Source organism: Streptomyces sp. NPDC054765 (genome assembly GCF_053612065.1).
On sequence record NZ_JBSHBP010000044.1, the window covers coordinates 31,940 to 47,626 of the forward strand.

At 68.6% G+C, this 15,687-nt stretch carries 12 protein-coding genes and 1 pseudogene; 9 read left to right on the top strand and 4 right to left on the bottom strand.

Annotated features, from left to right (window positions below; genetic code table 11):
• Positions 1-176 precede the first annotated feature (176 nt).
• From ACWGJY_RS25370 to ACWGJY_RS25395, 6 genes are all read left to right on the top strand, one after another.
• The gene (locus tag ACWGJY_RS25370; protein WP_453263144.1) at positions 177-1,625 is read left to right on the top strand and encodes an MFS transporter; all 1,449 of its coding nucleotides are present in this window, start codon (positions 177-179) and stop codon (positions 1,623-1,625) included.
• A 67-nt stretch (positions 1,626-1,692) separates the two neighbouring features.
• Entirely contained in the window at positions 1,693-3,519 is a 1,827-nt protein-coding gene (gene asnB / locus ACWGJY_RS25375) for an asparagine synthase (glutamine-hydrolyzing) (protein ID WP_453263145.1), read from the top strand.
• A gap of 13 nt (positions 3,520-3,532) precedes the next feature.
• On the top strand, positions 3,533-4,804 hold the full coding sequence (locus ACWGJY_RS25380; protein ID WP_453263146.1) for a cytochrome P450 family protein: 1,272 nt from the start codon (positions 3,533-3,535) through the stop codon (positions 4,802-4,804).
• A 172-nt stretch (positions 4,805-4,976) separates the two neighbouring features.
• Positions 4,977-5,909 (top strand): L-tyrosine/L-tryptophan isonitrile synthase family protein, encoded by a 933-nt coding sequence (locus tag ACWGJY_RS25385; RefSeq protein WP_453263147.1) that lies wholly within the window; start codon positions 4,977-4,979, stop codon positions 5,907-5,909.
• A 276-nt stretch (positions 5,910-6,185) separates the two neighbouring features.
• Complete coding sequence (locus tag ACWGJY_RS25390) at positions 6,186-6,977, top strand: DJ-1/PfpI family protein (protein ID WP_453263148.1); 792 nt, start codon at positions 6,186-6,188, stop codon at positions 6,975-6,977.
• 232 nt (positions 6,978-7,209) lie between these two features.
• The gene (locus tag ACWGJY_RS25395; protein WP_453263149.1) at positions 7,210-7,452 is read left to right on the top strand and encodes a hypothetical protein; all 243 of its coding nucleotides are present in this window, start codon (positions 7,210-7,212) and stop codon (positions 7,450-7,452) included.
• Positions 7,453-8,195: 743 nt separating this feature from the next.
• Here ACWGJY_RS25395 and ACWGJY_RS25400 read toward each other — a convergent pair.
• The 3 genes from ACWGJY_RS25400 to ACWGJY_RS25410 form a co-directional block, all read right to left on the bottom strand.
• Entirely contained in the window at positions 8,196-8,801 is a 606-nt protein-coding gene (locus tag ACWGJY_RS25400; RefSeq protein WP_453263150.1) for a DUF3159 domain-containing protein, read from the bottom strand.
• Complete coding sequence (locus ACWGJY_RS25405) at positions 8,798-8,989, bottom strand: hypothetical protein (protein WP_453263151.1); 192 nt, start codon at positions 8,987-8,989, stop codon at positions 8,798-8,800. The genes ACWGJY_RS25400 and ACWGJY_RS25405 overlap by 4 nt, the downstream gene beginning before the upstream one ends.
• A 295-nt stretch (positions 8,990-9,284) precedes the next feature.
• The gene (locus ACWGJY_RS25410) at positions 9,285-9,476 is read right to left on the bottom strand and encodes a hypothetical protein (RefSeq protein WP_453263152.1); all 192 of its coding nucleotides are present in this window, start codon (positions 9,474-9,476) and stop codon (positions 9,285-9,287) included.
• A gap of 231 nt (positions 9,477-9,707) precedes the next feature.
• On the opposite strand from ACWGJY_RS25410, the gene ACWGJY_RS25415 reads away from it, so the two are divergent.
• The 3 genes from ACWGJY_RS25415 (at position 9,708) to ACWGJY_RS25425 (ending at position 12,261) form a co-directional block, all read left to right on the top strand.
• On the top strand, positions 9,708-10,286 hold the full coding sequence (locus tag ACWGJY_RS25415; protein ID WP_453263153.1) for a recombinase family protein: 579 nt from the start codon (positions 9,708-9,710) through the stop codon (positions 10,284-10,286).
• A 236-nt stretch (positions 10,287-10,522) separates the two neighbouring features.
• Positions 10,523-11,335, top strand: a complete 813-nt coding sequence (locus tag ACWGJY_RS25420; RefSeq protein WP_327687492.1) for a phytanoyl-CoA dioxygenase family protein — start codon at positions 10,523-10,525, stop codon at positions 11,333-11,335.
• Between the two features lie 59 nt (positions 11,336-11,394).
• A complete protein-coding gene (locus ACWGJY_RS25425; protein WP_453263154.1) occupies positions 11,395-12,261 on the top strand; it encodes an AraC family transcriptional regulator in 867 nt (288 codons plus the stop codon).
• A 161-nt stretch (positions 12,262-12,422) separates the two neighbouring features.
• On the opposite strand, the pseudogene ACWGJY_RS25430 reads toward ACWGJY_RS25425, so the two are convergent.
• Positions 12,423-15,272 (bottom strand): annotated as a pseudogene (locus ACWGJY_RS25430) (Tn3 family transposase).
• Between the last annotated feature and the right edge of the window lie 415 nt (positions 15,273-15,687).

Sequence of the window (15,687 nt, forward strand, 5' to 3'; positions counted from 1 at the left end):
GCGACCGACTCACGTGCGCGGCGCGGGCGCGGCGCCTGACGCCGGAGGCGTGAAGCAGCCACGGCGTGCCGTCAGCTCGCCCGATATCCACGCCAACTGCCCGGAACTTATCCGCCGGCTCCTTCGACTCCTGAGTTGAGTTGCCGAACGTCGGACAGCGAATGAGGAGGGCTCAGGTGACAGATCATCGCTCGGGTTCCGAGCGGCCCGAGGAGACAGCCGCAGGCCGCGACCATTGGTTGCTGGTGATGGTGGCGGGCGTGCTCTCCTTCGTGGCGATGCTCGACATGAACATCGTGAACGTGGCCCTCGCTGACATCTCGACAGGCCTCGATGTGTCCGCAGCGACCGCCCAGTGGGCGGTGCTCGGCTATCAACTTCCGGTGGTCACGCTCCTGCTTCCGGCCGGCCGTTGGCTCGACGACGTGGGTATCCGCCCAGCGCTCCTGGCCGCGACGACCGGCTTCGCGGTATGCAGTGCGATGGCCGCTGCCGCTCCCTGCGGCGCTTGGCTGATCGCCGCACGGATCGCCCAAGGCACCTTCGGTGCGGTGCTGTTCGTCCTGATGCCCGTTCTGGCGCTGCGATCCGTGCGGCCCGCGATGCGCGGCCGGGCGATGAGCGTGCCCGCCACCCTGGGACCCCTGGGTGCGGTGACCGGACCGGCAGTAGGCGGACTGCTGCTCGACCACCTGGGATGGCGGTGGATCTTCCTCGTCAAGATCCCGTTCTGCCTGCTGGCGCTACTCGTGGTGACTGGGTTGCCGCTGTGGCGCAAACTGCCACCTACAGGGCAGAGCCCGATACCTCGGGGTGGCGCGCTGCGTATGCCGGACCGGCGTTCCCTCGTCGACGCAGCACTCGTTGCTGCCGGTCTGACCATTCTCCTGGTCTCGCTGACGCTCACGTCCGGTACCTCCGCCTGGCTCGCCCTTGCCCTCGCCGCCGTACCGCCACTGTGGTGGTGGCTGCGCAGACCGGGCGGCCGACCCGTCATCGCTGTCGTGCGTACGGCGCCGATGCTGCGGACACACGGCGCGGTCCTCGCCTTGGCTGTCAGCTTTGCCGCCATGCACTATGTGATCGCTCTGCACCTCCAGCGCGATGACGGTGTGAGCGCAACCACCACGGGCCTGACGGTGCTCGCCTTCCCCCTCGGCATGGCGGTGACCGGCCCCCTCGGGGGACGCCTCGCCGACCGATTCGGTGCCCGGCCTGTCGCCGTTACCGGCGCCGCCCTGGCCGCGTCCGGCCTACTGCTGCTCATCCCGCTGGACAACGGCTGGTCACCGGCCGATGTGGCCTGGCGGCTGGCACTTGCGGGCTGCGGTATGGGCCTCAACGGCGGCCCCACCCAAGCCCTGGTGATGGGCGCCGCCCCGGCAGGTCGTGCGGCCACGGTCGGTTCGACCGTCCAGCTCGCCCGCAGCCTCGGCTTCACCTTTGGCCCTGCCCTGGCCACCGCAGCATGGGGGCCGGCCGGTGCCGGTACGGGCGTGCGGGCCGGACTCGTGCTCGCCGCCTGCGCCGCCTGTCTCGCCGTACCCCTGCTCGGCCTCGGCATCCGCCCTCCCGCGGGATCGGCACCGTCTTTGAGCGACGTGGCTCCCGCCAAGCGCCGCTGAGCCGTCTCTCTTCAGCCCCACCGATTCCAGGCCCACCGATTCCAGCCCCACCGAGGAGCCCCTTTCCATGTGCGGAATCACCGGCTGGGTGTCCTACCACGAGGACGCCCGGTCCAAGGCCACGGTCATCGAGTCGATGACGGCCACTCTTACCCTTCGCGGCCCCGACGCCGGCGGCGTCTGGCTCGGCGAACGCGCCGCGATCGGCCATCGCCGGCTGGCCGTCATCGATCTCTACGGCGGCGTGCAGCCGATGACGGACCGGCCCGAGGCGCCCACCTGCGTCCTCACCTTCAGCGGGGAGGTCTACAACCACCACGAGCTGCGCTCACAACTGCGCGGGCTGGGACACGTGTTCCGCACACGGAGCGATACCGAGGTAGTACTGCGGGCCTACGCGGAGTGGGGCGAGCACCTGGTCGACCACCTGGACGGCATGTTCGCCTTCGGCATCTGGGACGAACGCGCCCAGCGGTTGCTCCTGGCCCGGGACCGGCTGGGCGTCAAACCCCTGTTCTGGGCGGCCATCGACGGAGGACTGGCGTTCGCGTCGGAACCCAAAGCCCTGTTCGCCCACCCTCAGATCCGCCCCCGGGTCGACGCCGACGGGCTGCGGGAGGCGTACAGCCTGCTTTTCCACACAGGCCCGACGGTGTGGTCCGGAGTCCGGGAGGTCGAGCCGGGCGGGATCCTGGTGCTGGACCGCAGCGGGGTCCACGAGCGGCGCTACTGGGAGCTCCGGGCGGATGTTCATCCCGACGACCAGGAGGCGACCGTCGCCCGCGTCCGCGACCTGTTGAGCACGGCGGCCCGCAGCCAGCTGGAGGCCGACGTACCTCTGTGCTCACTGATGTCGGGCGGCATCGACTCCACCGTGCTGACCGCTCTCGTGGCCGACGAACTGAGGCTGCGCGAAGGTCCGCGAGCGCGGATCCGCTCATACGCCGTCGACTACAGCGACCAGGCCGAGCAGTTCACCGGTGACGTGCTGCGCACCGGCCACGACACTCCGTTCGCCACAGAGGCGGGTGCCTACCTCGGCACGGACCACTCGACGATCGTCCTCGACCCGCGTGTCCTCCTCGACCTCGAGCATCGCAGGGCGGTCGTCGTGGCCCGCGACTCACCCATCGGCGTCGGCGACATGGACACCTCCCTCTACCTCCTCTTCGGCCGGATACGACAGCACTCCACCGTCGCGCTGTCCGGCGAGGCGGCGGACGAGGTTTTCGGCGGCTACCCCTGGTTCCACAACCTGGAGACGCTCGCCGCGGACACCTTCCCCTGGCTGCTCGTCACCGGCGACGAGGCAGCCATGCCGCTCAACCCCGAACTCGACCTGCACATGGGCGAGTTCCGTGCCGACTCCTACCGCAGCGCCCTGGCCCGCGTGCCGCACCTCGACGACGAGACACCCACCGAACACCGGCAGCGCGAGATGCAGCACCTGTCGCTCACCCGCTGGCTGCGCCAACTCCTGCACCGCAAGGACCGACTCAGCATGGCCCAAGGACTGGAGGTCCGCGTCCCCTACTGCGACCACCGGCTGGTGGAGTACGCATTCCGCACACCATGGGCGCTGAAGAGCTTCGACCGCCGGGAGAAGAGCCTGCTGCGCGCCGCGGGTTCTGGCCTCGCGCCCGACTCCGTGCTGTACCGGCCCAAGAACCACTACCCGGCCACTCACCACCCCGACTACAACCGCGGCCTCCAGCGCCTGGCCCAGGACGCCCTGGCCAATGACCAGGTGCGCTCCCTCGCCGACGGGGCTCTGATCAAGCCCTGCCTCGACGCCGCGCCCGAGCAGCTCCAGTGGGGTCACCGGCTCCGCCTGGAACGCGTCGTCGACCTCGCCCTGTGGCTCGACCATTACCAGCCCGACCTCGCCCTCTGAGGAGCCTGACCCGATGTCCCTCAATGAACTGTCAGCCGCGGACAACGACGCACACAAGGAGCCCCTGCCGGCCCCGGTACCGCTGATGGGCTGCCCCTACAAGGCCGACCCCTACCCCCTCTACGAACGGATGCGCGATGCGGGTCCGGTGCACCGCGTCCTCTTCCCCAGCGGAGTACAGGCATGGCTCGTCACTGGCCATGAGGCCGCTCATGCCGCTCTCAACGACGAGCGCCTCGGCAAGCACCACGACCGTGGCAACGAACGCTGGCGCGCCCGCGCCTCGATCATGCCTGAGCCGCAGCACTCCCAGCTCCAGGTGCACCTGCTGCACCAGGACCCGCCGGAGCACACCCGCATGCGGCGCTTCGTGACCGAGGCCTTCAGCCCACGGCGGATAGCGCAGCTTCGGCCGCACTTTCAAGAGTTGGCCGACACACTCGTCGACCGTCTTCCGGAAGCCGGCCCAACTGACCTGGTGGCGGGATTCGCGGCGCACTTCCCCTTCCAGGTCCTCGCCCAGGCCATCGGGCTCCCGGCGGAACTGGCGGATCGCTTCGACCGGGACTGGAGAAAGGTCGTCCAACCGGTCGGACCGGCCGACCCCGGACGTCCTCTGTACACGACCCGCCTGCACGGCCTGCAGAGCTACATCGCCGAGGTCGTCACCCACAAGCGCGACCACAGCGAGGACGACCTTCTCAGCCGGCTCGTCGCGGCCCGTGACCGCCACGAGCTGTCGCAGGAGGAGCTGGACTCCATGATCTTCCAGCTCCTGGTTGCCGGGCAGGAGCCGGTCACCAACCAGATCACCACTGCACTCATCACCCTCTTCCGCCACCCGGCCGCCCTCGCCCGGCTGCGTGACGACACCAGCCTGCTGCCTCGGGCAGTTGATGAACTGCTGCGCTACGACAGCGCCTTCGAGCTGACGACCTGGCGCTTCTTCGACCAGGACAGCGACCTGCACGGCACCGAGATCCCGGCCGGCGACTCAGTGATCATCTCTCTCTGCGCAGCCAACCGCGACCCGCGCCGCTTCCCTGACGCCGACACCCTTGACCTCGGGCGGTCACCCAACCCCCATCTCGCCTTCGGCCACGGCATCCACTTCTGTCCCGGCGCAACGCTCGCCCGTACCGAACTGCAGATCGCTCTCGGCACCCTGCTCAGCAGACTTCCTGGCCTGCGCCTGGCCATCGACGACCGGGACCTCGACTGGATCCCGGCCGTCCTCGGCCGCGGCACCAGCCACCTTCCCGTCACCTACGACCGCCGTGACTGACTGAGCCTCAAATCAACCTGGACGGGCCGCTCCCAGAAGGCCAAGAGCGCCATAGCGGGCCGTCGCCGCGGCCGATCACGCGCAGCCCACCCCATCACTGGCCGGCACCCTGCAGCATCACGCCGAGGCGACATGCGGGCGTGCCCGCATGTCCCACGGAGGACTCCCCACCATGCCTCTCCAGACCGCATCCGTCCCTTCCACGATCCGTACCAGCGCGGAGATCCTCACGCTCCTTCTGCCGCACTGCCGCACGACGGACAGCACGGCTGTTCGCGTCGAGTCGTTCCCGCACCATCTGCAGCGGATCGACAGCTTCGTCCGCGCCGGCGAACCGGTCGTCTTCACCCTGCCCGGTTTCCCCTGCAAGTCACCCAACCCTGCCAAGGTCCTCGGTCATCTCCCAGACCAGGGCGAGCGCCTCTCCCTCGCTTTCCTGGACGGCCTGTGCACCGATATCGCGCGCGTGCACGCCCCCGGGGCCCGCATCGTCATCTGCTCCGACGGACACATCTTCGGGGACCTCATCCGGGTGACCGACGCCCACATAGACGCCTACGCGCACGAATTGCGTCGGCTGATCAATGAGCTGGGCCGCAGCTGTCTCTCCGTCTTCGACTTGCGGGACGTCCTCGGCGACATGACATACGAAAACAAACGCACCCAAGTGCATGCGCGGTACGCCCCCTCCCTTGAGGAGCTTCGCGCACAGGTGCGCTCTGGAGAACACACCCTCGCCCTCTACCGGGGCATCACGCGATTCCTCGTCGAGGACACCGCCGATTTCACCGGCACCCGTTCGGCCCTCCAACGTGAGTGCCGCAGGCGCGCCTACGGCGTCATCCAACGCAGCCGTGCCTGGGGCGAGGTGATCGCCGAGAACCATCCCCGCTCTGTACGGCTGTCCATCCATCCCCAGCCGCACGGCAACCCCAAATTCGGCATCCATCTCCTCGACGCCCCCGACGCGTGGACCACCCCCTGGCACTCGGCCGCGCTGCAGCGCACCGACGGAACCTGGACCCTCATGCCCCGCGCCCGAGCCGAACGCCTCGGCCGACTCGTCCACATCGAGGGCAGAGCGAGTCACTTCGAACAGGAGTGATCACTCACCCGGCCGGCAGGACGCCGCGCCGGCTGCGCGCGCTGTCCTCCCTGCACCGAGTCGAAGGCCGGTCTTCCGCCCGCGTGTGGCTGGTGGCCTGCCCGGCCGCCACGCCAACTCGTCGCGGCTGACGGCCGGATGGGCTGCATCCGAGCCAGAGGCTGCTGGCAATTATCCGTTGAGGTACGGCAGGAATGCCACTTCTCGTGATCGCGACCTCCGACTAGCGTCACCGCTGGAACACTGCAAGCGTCTGGATTTCGGAGGTCCCGGTAGATGGCGGATCACACGGCGAACTGGCCCGACCACCTGGAAGGCGATGCACGGCCGCTGGAAGTCGGCATCCTTCTTTTCAACGGACACACCACACTTGACTTTGTTGGTCCGTACACCGCATTTTCGGCCGTGGGCATGAAGATCCACCTCGTGTCGAACACACTCGACCCCGTCCTCTCGGAGGACGGCGTACTGGCCATCGCTCCAACCGCCACCTTCGACGACTGTCCCGAACGGCTCGACATCCTGTTCGTACCTGGCGGCTTCGTGGGGAAGGCGATGCTCGACCAGGCCACCATCGCCTTCCTGACAGACCGTGGTGCGACGGCCTCTTACATCACCTCGGTCTGCAACGGCGCGCTCATCCTTGCGGCAGCCGGACTGCTCGACGGCTACCGCTCAGCCACACACTGGGCGGGCCGGGACCATCTGGCACAGCTGGGCATCGAGGTATCGACGGAACGTGTGTGCATCGACCGGAACAGGTTTTCCGGTGGCGGTGTAACCGCGGGCATCGATTTCGGGCTCACGGTCATCGCACACACGCTGGGCGAGAAGGCCGCGAAGTTCGCACAGCTCATCATGGAATACGACCCGAAGCCACCGTTCAACGCCGGATCACCCCAAGGCGCAGGACCCGAAATGGTGGCGCTGTTGCACAAGTTCACGGCCGCCTCCGGCATCACTCTCCGGAACGCCGTGTCCCAGGTGAGGGAACAGCGAGCAGCGTCGGGCCCGCACCCGGCATCAGGGGAGAGTGCCGGCCTCGCCGCCGGCATCGTCAACGCCTGACCGCCCCTGTCACCGCACCACAAGCCTGACAACATCCACTGACTGTGGTGCTTTATGCGGTCGGAATCCACCGCCGTACCAGGTGCGAGACGTATCACCTACGTCATCCTTCCCGGTCCCATATCCTCACCTTGGACCGGTATACCGAAATCGCGTGGTATCCCGCGTCCATCTCCACCCAACGGCCGTGCGCCTTCCTGCGTGCGTGCCCTCAGACAAAAAGGAACGAAGAATGCGCAAGACCCTCAAGAAGGCCGCAGTTGTCGGCGCCGGCGTCCTGGCGCTCTCCGGTATAGCCGCCGGAGCGGCTCAGGCAGACACGAGGCAGGGCGAGGACCTTCCGGGGAACGGCACTATGTCGGACTGCCGGAACTGGGGCGAGGCACTGAAGAGCCAGGGGACAATCGAGGGCTACGCCTGCATGGTGGGCGAGCAGCCCAACACGTACTTGCTGACCCCCTTCTACACAAACTGATCCCCTCCCGTACATCCGGCCCTCTTTCACGGGGGCTGACGGCCCTTTCGCGAGGCCCGGCGGTCGCCGCTCCCCGGCGCACCCGCCTCCGCGGACCGGCCTTCCAGCTTTCCCGGCGGAACGCGCACGCCGGGAAAGCCGCCGGCCCCGCCACTTCGGAGGGGCCGGCGGATCCTCGGCCGGGTGTGGGGACGTCTGTGCGGCTTCACCGGCCCGGCGCTCGTGGGATACGACCTTCGCTCCCTGGTCCTGGGCACTCCTGATCCGCCGCACCGTACCGGCCCTGGCGGTCAGGCTCGCCTCGGTCTGCGCCCCCTGCTCCACCGCCTGAGCCGACTGCGCCCCCACCTGAGCAGCCCTTTGACCACAACCGCCGGTACCAGGGCAGGAAGCCGATCACGGGCCACGAGGAGAAGTGTTCACCTCATTCCCCTCGGGAGGCCGTCGGCCGGTCACATCCCCCTGGACGTAGCCGAGTTGGTGTCACGGTTGAACTCGAAGTCCCGTCCAGGTATTCGGCGATCGCGTCGCGGTTGCGGGTGAGGCAGCGGATGCGCTCGTCCATCCGGTCCCGCTCGTGCCGCAGCGTCGCTCAGCCACTGCGTTCCCCCGGTTTGCCTGTCATGCGCCCCAAGGCTGGGTGCGTGAGCGTGTCGTATCAGCCGCCTCGGCCAGAGCGATGGGCGGGCGCGGGCGTGGGCGCGGGCGCGGGCGCGGGCGCGGGCAGCTGATCCGGCAGGCCGTCAGCAGTCGCCGGCCTCAGCGGCGTTCCGCTCGCGGGTGACCGTCAGTCGGGCCAGCAGTATCGACAGAGCTGTGATGGCGGCCCACATCGGTCCCATCAGGACGTGTAGGAGCCCCAGCCAGGCGACCTCGCTCCAGCGGTACAGTGCCACCTGCGCGGCCAGGCTGGCGAGACTTACGAGCGCGATCACTACCGTTGATACCGCATAGAAGCGGTGCAGCCCTCGGTGCGAGCGCCACCCGGGTGGGCCGCCCACGATCCTGTTCGCGACGAGACCGGCCAGGGGGCGGTTGGCCGCGAGAGACAGCAGGCATGCCGCCGTCGCCACGGCCGGGATCACCATGGGGAGCAGGAAGAACCCCCGCGCCTGACCTGTCCAGGCGGCCACGGCCGCGCAGGCTGTCGCCAGCAGGGCTCCGACGACCGCGTGCCGGACCTGCCGCCGGGCGCGCAGCCGCCACATGAGGACGAGCACGGCGGTCACCGCTGCGGCGGCAGATGCGGGCCGCAGACCGCCGATCCCGTTTGCGGCCAGGAACACCAGTGCGGGTGCCCCTGTCGCAGCCGCAGCAGTGGCCGCAGACGCGGCGCGTGATGTCGTCATCGCGCCCGCCCGGCGACATCGGCGACATCGTCGCAGCGGCGTCGGCCGGTGACTTTTGAGGACGAGAGGCGCCCGGCCTTGGAGGTACCGGTGAGCGTGTCGCGGTGGGCGGTGCCGACCAGCAGCCCGTCCTCCGTGCGCAGTTCGACGACGGGGCGTACCCGTCCGATGGGCGTGACGGTGGTCAAGTCCCCAACACCTTCGATTTCAGTGGACATGAAGTGGCGCTTCCTTGCTCGTGACGTGCGGGGCGGTGCGGGGCGCTCGGAAAGCGGCGGGCTCGGGCCGTCGGGGCGCCAGATGGCGTCAAGGGGATCGAACCCGTCGAACAACACGATCTGGACGTGCATATGAGTGTCTTTCATTGGATCGGAAGCCGACTGTCACCGACTTCACCTCGACACTAGGAGCCGATGCGCGCAGCGGGTATAGGCTCGAATGACACATTCCAACGAGATCTCGCCACGGTTCGTGCGCCGTCGCTCAGGGCCGCTCGTCGGCCGCGTCCGCCCCACTCGCTCCATGGAATGCGTCGGGGCGGACGACCACGGTCCGGCTGACCACGCCGGGGGCGTCGTAGGCGCCGGTGAGTGTCTCGTCCGTGGCGTGGCACAGGCCGGCCGCTTTCGGGCCCGTCTGGCCTGGGAGCGCGAGTACATCGCGTACCGGCAGCATGGCGACAAGCCGTTGAAAGATGTCGCTCCAAGCCGTGGGAGCACGGCGAGCAGCGAGCCTTCCGAACTCCTCGTCGCCTCACCCGCAGTCCTCACCGACATCCGGATCGGGTACGCCCGATAACTGGGCATGAGACGTGTCCGTGCATGGTGTGGCTCAGATGCAGCAGGCGATACGGATTGTGAACTTCACCCTCACGAGACACACTCAAACCGCAGAGCTAACGCCCGGGTGTCGACCGGTGGGCAGAAGCTCGACCGCCAGATCGACGCCCTCACCGCTGCAGGCTGCCGCAAGATCTTCGCCGACAAGAAGTCGGGCAAGAACGACCTGCGCCCGGAGCTGAAGGCCTGCCACGCCTTCCTCGACCGCGGCGACACGCTCGTGGTGCCCAGCCTCGACCGGTACGGCCGCTCGCTCCAGGACCTCGTCAACATGGTCGCCGAACTCCGCGAGCGCGGGATCGGCTTTCAGTCCCTCCATGAGGCGCTCGACACCACGACCCCGGGCGGGCGCCTGATCTTCCACGTCTTCGCGGCGCTGGCCGAGTTCATCCGCGAACTCATCGTGGCCAGCACCCACGAGGGCCTGGCCGCCGCCCGCGCCCGGGGCAAGGTCGGCGGGCGGCCGTCGGTCGTCAACGACGACCTCATCCGGGCGGCCCGCGACATGCTGCCCAACCCCGAGAACAGCGTCACCACCATCGCCAAGATCCTCGGCGTCTCGGTCGGCACGCTCTACAACCACATCCCGGACCTCAAGGAGTTGCGGACCTCCCGGGTCCCGCGCCAGCTGGAGGGCAGCAAGTGATCCGCGCCTTCCACCGGGCCAAGGGCGGCGCGGCCCAGCTCGGCGTCGCGCCCGGCTTGCCGGGCCCGTTCGGTACGAGGAAGAGCAGGTGTGTAGTTGCGGTACAGGAAGTGCCGCTGAGATTGATCATGGTCGGCTAGGCGGTGCGCCGCCTGACCGCGCTCCGGTGATCACCCGACAAAGGCGGTGCGGAGAATGTCGGGTGATCGGGGGCGGTGTCGCCGCACGATGGGGGCATGGATGACACGACCTTGGTATCCCGTTTCCTCCGCGACGGCTTCGTGAAGTTGGAGGGCGCCGTCGCGCCGCGCGTGGCCGCGGACTGCACGCGGCTGCTCTGGCGAGAGACGGGCTGCGACCCGGACGACCCGTCGACGTGGACGCAACCCCTGCACTGGGTGGGCGGCATGGCGCAGGGGCCGTTCGCCGCCGCACCCAACTCCCCGTCCCTGCACCGCGCGTACGACCTGCTCGTCGGCGCGGGACGCTGGGAGCCGCGCTACTCGCTGGGCACGTTCCCGCTGCGCTTCCCGCACGAGGAGGAGCCGGACGACGCGGGCTGGCACATCGAGGGGAGCTATCTGCCGGAGGGCGAGAGCTGGTACTTCACCAATCTGCGCTCCCAGGGCCGGGCGCTGCTGATGCTGTTCCTGTTCAGCGAGGTCGGTGAACAGGACGCTCCGACCCGGATCCGGGTCGGCTCGCACCTCGACGTACCGAAAGTGCTGGAGAAGTACGGGGAGGACGGGGCGAGCGGGCTGACCCTCGCACCCGATCTGGTGGCGGCGTCCGACCACCGGCCACTCGCCCTCGCCACCGGGTCCCCGGGGGACGTCTTCCTGTGCCATCCGTTCCTGGTGCACGCGGCCCAACCGCACCACGGGGTGCGGCCGCGCTTCATGGCCCAGCCGCCGCTGATGCCGGCCGCGCCGTACGAACTGGAGCGGGCCGACGGCACGTACTCAACCGTGGAGATCGCGATCCGCCGGGGCCTGGGACAGGACACCCCCGGTCCGGACGGGGACGGCACCGACCGCAGCGCAGCGTAAACGTGCCTCACGGCCATCGCTGGCAAAGTGGCCGTGAGGGAAGAGGAAGGAGGCCGGGCATGCTGGAACAGCTGAACCAGGCCATGGAGCACATCGAGTGCCATCTCGACCAGGACCTCGACGTGGAGGAGGTGGCACGCATCGCGGCCACCTCTGAGTACCACCTGCGCCGGATGTTCTCCGCGCTCGCGGGCATGCCGCTGTCGGAGTACGTCCGGCGCCGCCGGCTCACCCTCGCGGGCGCCGAAGTACTCGCGGGACGTGAGACGCTGCTGGAGATCGCGGTGCGCTATGGCTACGGCTCCGGCGAGGCGTTCGCGCGGGCGTTCCGTGCCATGCACGGCATCGGACCGGGCGAGGCCCGGCGTACCGGCGCAGCGCTCAACTCCCAGTCCCGGATGGCTTTCCGCCTCATCATCGAAGGGAGTAGCAGTATGCGATACCGCGTCGTGGACAAGGCGGACTTCACCGTCGTCGGGCTCAAGACCCGGGTACCGCTGGTGCATGCCGGGCCGAACCAGGCGATCATGGACTTTGTCCGTGGGATCGACCCGCGGACCCTGGAGGGCCTGGAGAAGCTGTCGGACCAGGAGCCGCACGGCATCGTCGCGGTCTGTGACGGCATGGACCCCAGCCGCGCCGAGGGCACTGAACTCGACTACCACCACGGCGTGATCACCTCCGCGGCCGCTCTGGAGGGCACGACCACGTTGGCCGTCCCAGCCGGCACCTGGGCGGTCTTCACCACCTCCGGGCCGGTGCCGCGGGCCATCCAGGAGCTGTGGCGGGACGTGTTCACCGAGTGGTTCCCGTCGAACCCGTATCGCACCCGCACCGGCCCTGAGATCCTGCGCACCCGCCTGTCGCCGGAGAAGACCGAGGCCGACGCCGAACTGTGGCTCCCGGTGGAGCCCGAGCACGGCTGAACCGGGGTTCGGGACCAACCGAGCAGCCAGTATCGATGAGAACGATCATGGCCTTGGAAGCTGGAGCGGACCCTGCATCGCACCTTTGGTTTCACGGCCGTACGACCGGATGTTCTCAGTCGGTGCCCGAAGAACGTGCCGCCCGCGCCTGACCCGATAGGTCACGCCTCCGTACGGTCCGGTGCCGGTTCTCCGGCACCGGCTTGGGCATCCGGCGCGGCGCGGGGGCCGGGCACGGTGGGCAGTGTGATGTCGAGGTGCGAGGCCATGTCCAGCTCGAACCTGCCGTACGGGTTCACATGGGTCCAGAACAGCGGGGACAGCGCCCGCCGGTCCGCGTCCGTAAGTCGCTTCTGCCACTTCTCCTCGGACAGGATGTCCTGGAGCAGAAGAGTGTTGACGTGTACCAATGCCGACTGGAGGAGGTGCAGGGCGAGCATGGACACTTCCTGGCTCTCCTTGTCGGAGCCGGTCAGGTCGCCGTCCTTGCCGTAGAACAGGTCGTGGTTGGCGCTATTCCAGTTCTCCACCACCTGCAAGCCGTCGTTGATCTCCCGGCGCAGGTCGGCGTCGGCGAGGTAGTCGCAGATGAACGCCGTCCGCACAGCCCGCCCGAGTTCCTCGATCGCCTGGTAGGTGGGGTGCTTGGGGCCACCACGGGTGAAACGGCGCAGGACCTGCTCGGCCTCCGCCGTCCCGAGGCGGAGCGCGGTGGTGTACTTGACGATCTGGTCGTACTGCTGGCGGACCAGCTCTCAGTTGATCGTCTTGCTGGAGAGCACCGGCGCCAGGTGCGGCCACTTCGCGTCCTCCCCGGTCGTCGGCCGGTACAGCCGCGCGGAGCCGACGTTCTTCAGCCGGGGCAGCAGGTTGAAGCCGAGCATGTGGGAGAAGGCGAACCCGACGATGGACGCGCCGTGGGTGTCGGTGTACTGCCGGTCGATCTCCACGTCGGTGCAGTGCCGCAGCACGCCCTCAATCATCGCCGCGACCTCGGACGCGGAGCAGTTCTTGAGCTGGCTGTAGACGCACAGCGACTTCTTCTCGACATGCCAATAGATCATGACGCCGGGGCCGCGGTAGCGCTGGTGCCACTCGGTCATGAAGTTCGACGACCAGGAGCCGAACTTCTTGGAGTCGGAGGCGCACGCGGTCCCCTCGCCCCACCAGGCCGCATCACGGGCCGCGAAGGTGGCGTTGACCATGCGCACCAACGCGGCGCGCAGGTTGGTGCGGTTGACGAATAGGTGCCGCACCCGGCGCAGTACAGCCTCCGATTCACCGTGCTTACTGGTGACCGCGACCCGCTTGATGCCCATGTTGGTGCCGAGCGCAAACAGCACGAGCAGCAGTCGGCGCCGCAGGACCGCCTTGGGCACCGCCTCGCGGGTGGCGACCGAGGTGAAGTCGGAGGTGAAGCCGGTGGCGAACTCGGCCTCCTTGAGGATGTCGATCAGGTCGATGGTGCCCCACCTGCGCTCGATTTCCGCCTTCAGCGCGGTGAGGTTTTCCGGCTCCTCCTGCTTGCCCTGCGGCGACACCTTGATCCACGGCTCGCCGTGCTTCTTCACGATCTCCACCCCGCCCGTGGTGCCCAGCTCCAGCGCCGTATCGAAGCGGGTCAGCGCATCACGGAGCCGCTTCTCCAGCGCGTCGGTGAACGCGGTGGCGTCCAGCGGCTGGCGGATCGCGTCGTAGTGGACATCGCGGTTGTCCTCGAAGTCCGGCGGCAGGTCGTCCTCGGGGTTGCGCCACCGGTTCGCCCCGGCCACCCAGATCTCCCGCCGCCGCAGCGCGTCCCGCAGGGCGACCAGCACGCACAGCTCGTACGGGATGCGCTCGACCCGGCCCTTGTCGTCGACCACCGCCTTGCGCCACTCGTCCCGCACCACCCCCGCCAGCGGGATCTTCTCCGCCTCGTCGAAGTACGCGCCCTCCTTGGCGATGGGCTGGTCCAGATACCGCTTGAGCAGGTCAATCGCGTCCATCACCGGCCGGTAAGCGGTGTTGTTGCACTTCAGCTCCAACGCGCCCAGCAGCGGCGAGAGCATCCGGCGCCAGTGGTTGGAGTACGACGAACGCAGCACGGTCCGCACCCGCCACAGCGTCGACAGCAGCGTGTACCGCACCGGAGGCGCAGCCGCCCGCAGGTCCGAGGGATACTCCTTCGCCGCCCGCGCCCGCCACACGGCCACCAGCTTCTCCGACACGTCCCCGAACAGCTCCGGCGCCAACTCCAACCCGCGCACCCGCTGGAGCTTGTTCACCTCCGCCAGCAGACTGTCCAGCCCGAGCGCTCCCGGGTCGGCCTTCAACTCGGTGAAGAACGTCCCACCACCGCCCGTACTGTCGCCGCTGCTCTCCTCGCCGTCGCCATCGTCCTCGGAGATCAGGTCGTCCAGCCGGGACCGTGTCGCCGCCGACAGCCGTCCCACCGTCGTCGCGCAGAACCGTTCCTCGAAGGTGTTGACCGCCGAGCCCACCAGCCGCGTCACCCGCGCCGGGGCCGGCGGCTCCATCCTGTCATTGCGGCAGCGCGCCACCACCGCCTCCGCGAGCCGGTCACGCGACAGCTCCACCCCGCACAACTCCACGGCCAGCCATTCCGCGAGCTGGGCCTGGTCCTCCACCGTGCACTCACGGAACTTGAACGCCTCCCGGATTTCCCTGCGGTGACGGCTGATCGCCCGCCCCGTCCAGTCGTACCCGGTGAACTCCTCTGCGGGCACCTTCACCTGCTGGGCGACGTACGACACCGCCGCCACCGGTATCTCCGACACGTCCTCCGGGAACCGGGCCTCCACCTCGAAGAACTTCAACAACAACGCGAACCCCAGCCGGTTCGCACCCGACTTGTTCCGTAACCGCTCCTGGTCCTCCTCCAGCAGCGTCCAGACCTCGATCAGATCCTCCGGCTCCCAGTCCTGCCGCACCCTGGTCTCCTCCCGGTCGTCGTGACGCGACCAAGGTGACGGAGCATCACCACCGCCAGGACGAGAAACCCGGAACACCTGACAAGCGCACCCCTGATCCGCTACAGAGAGCTACTTGTCGTCTGGTGTCAGCTTCGGGAGGACAGGGCCTTGTACCGCGGCGGTCGGCACCCCCAGGCGGCGAGCGAGGGCGCTCTGAGCGCAGCAGCGAGCCGCATGGCCAGTGGTGGTCTGCGACCTCCACCGGCCATGCGGTTGCTGCCGCTCAAGCCACGAGGAGTGGCCACCAGGACGTGCTCAGTGTGGGCACGGCTGGATGGGGTCCGTGTCGTCGGCGACAGCGCTGTCGGGGACCCACCCGCCACCACCACCCCCATAGGTGGTGTACTCCCACCGGTACGGGTGCTTGTGCCCCCCGCTGGGATAGCCATCCTCGTTCTTGCAGTTGGTCTCGAAGTATCCGCCACCGATGTACCGGAAGGGCTGATCACCG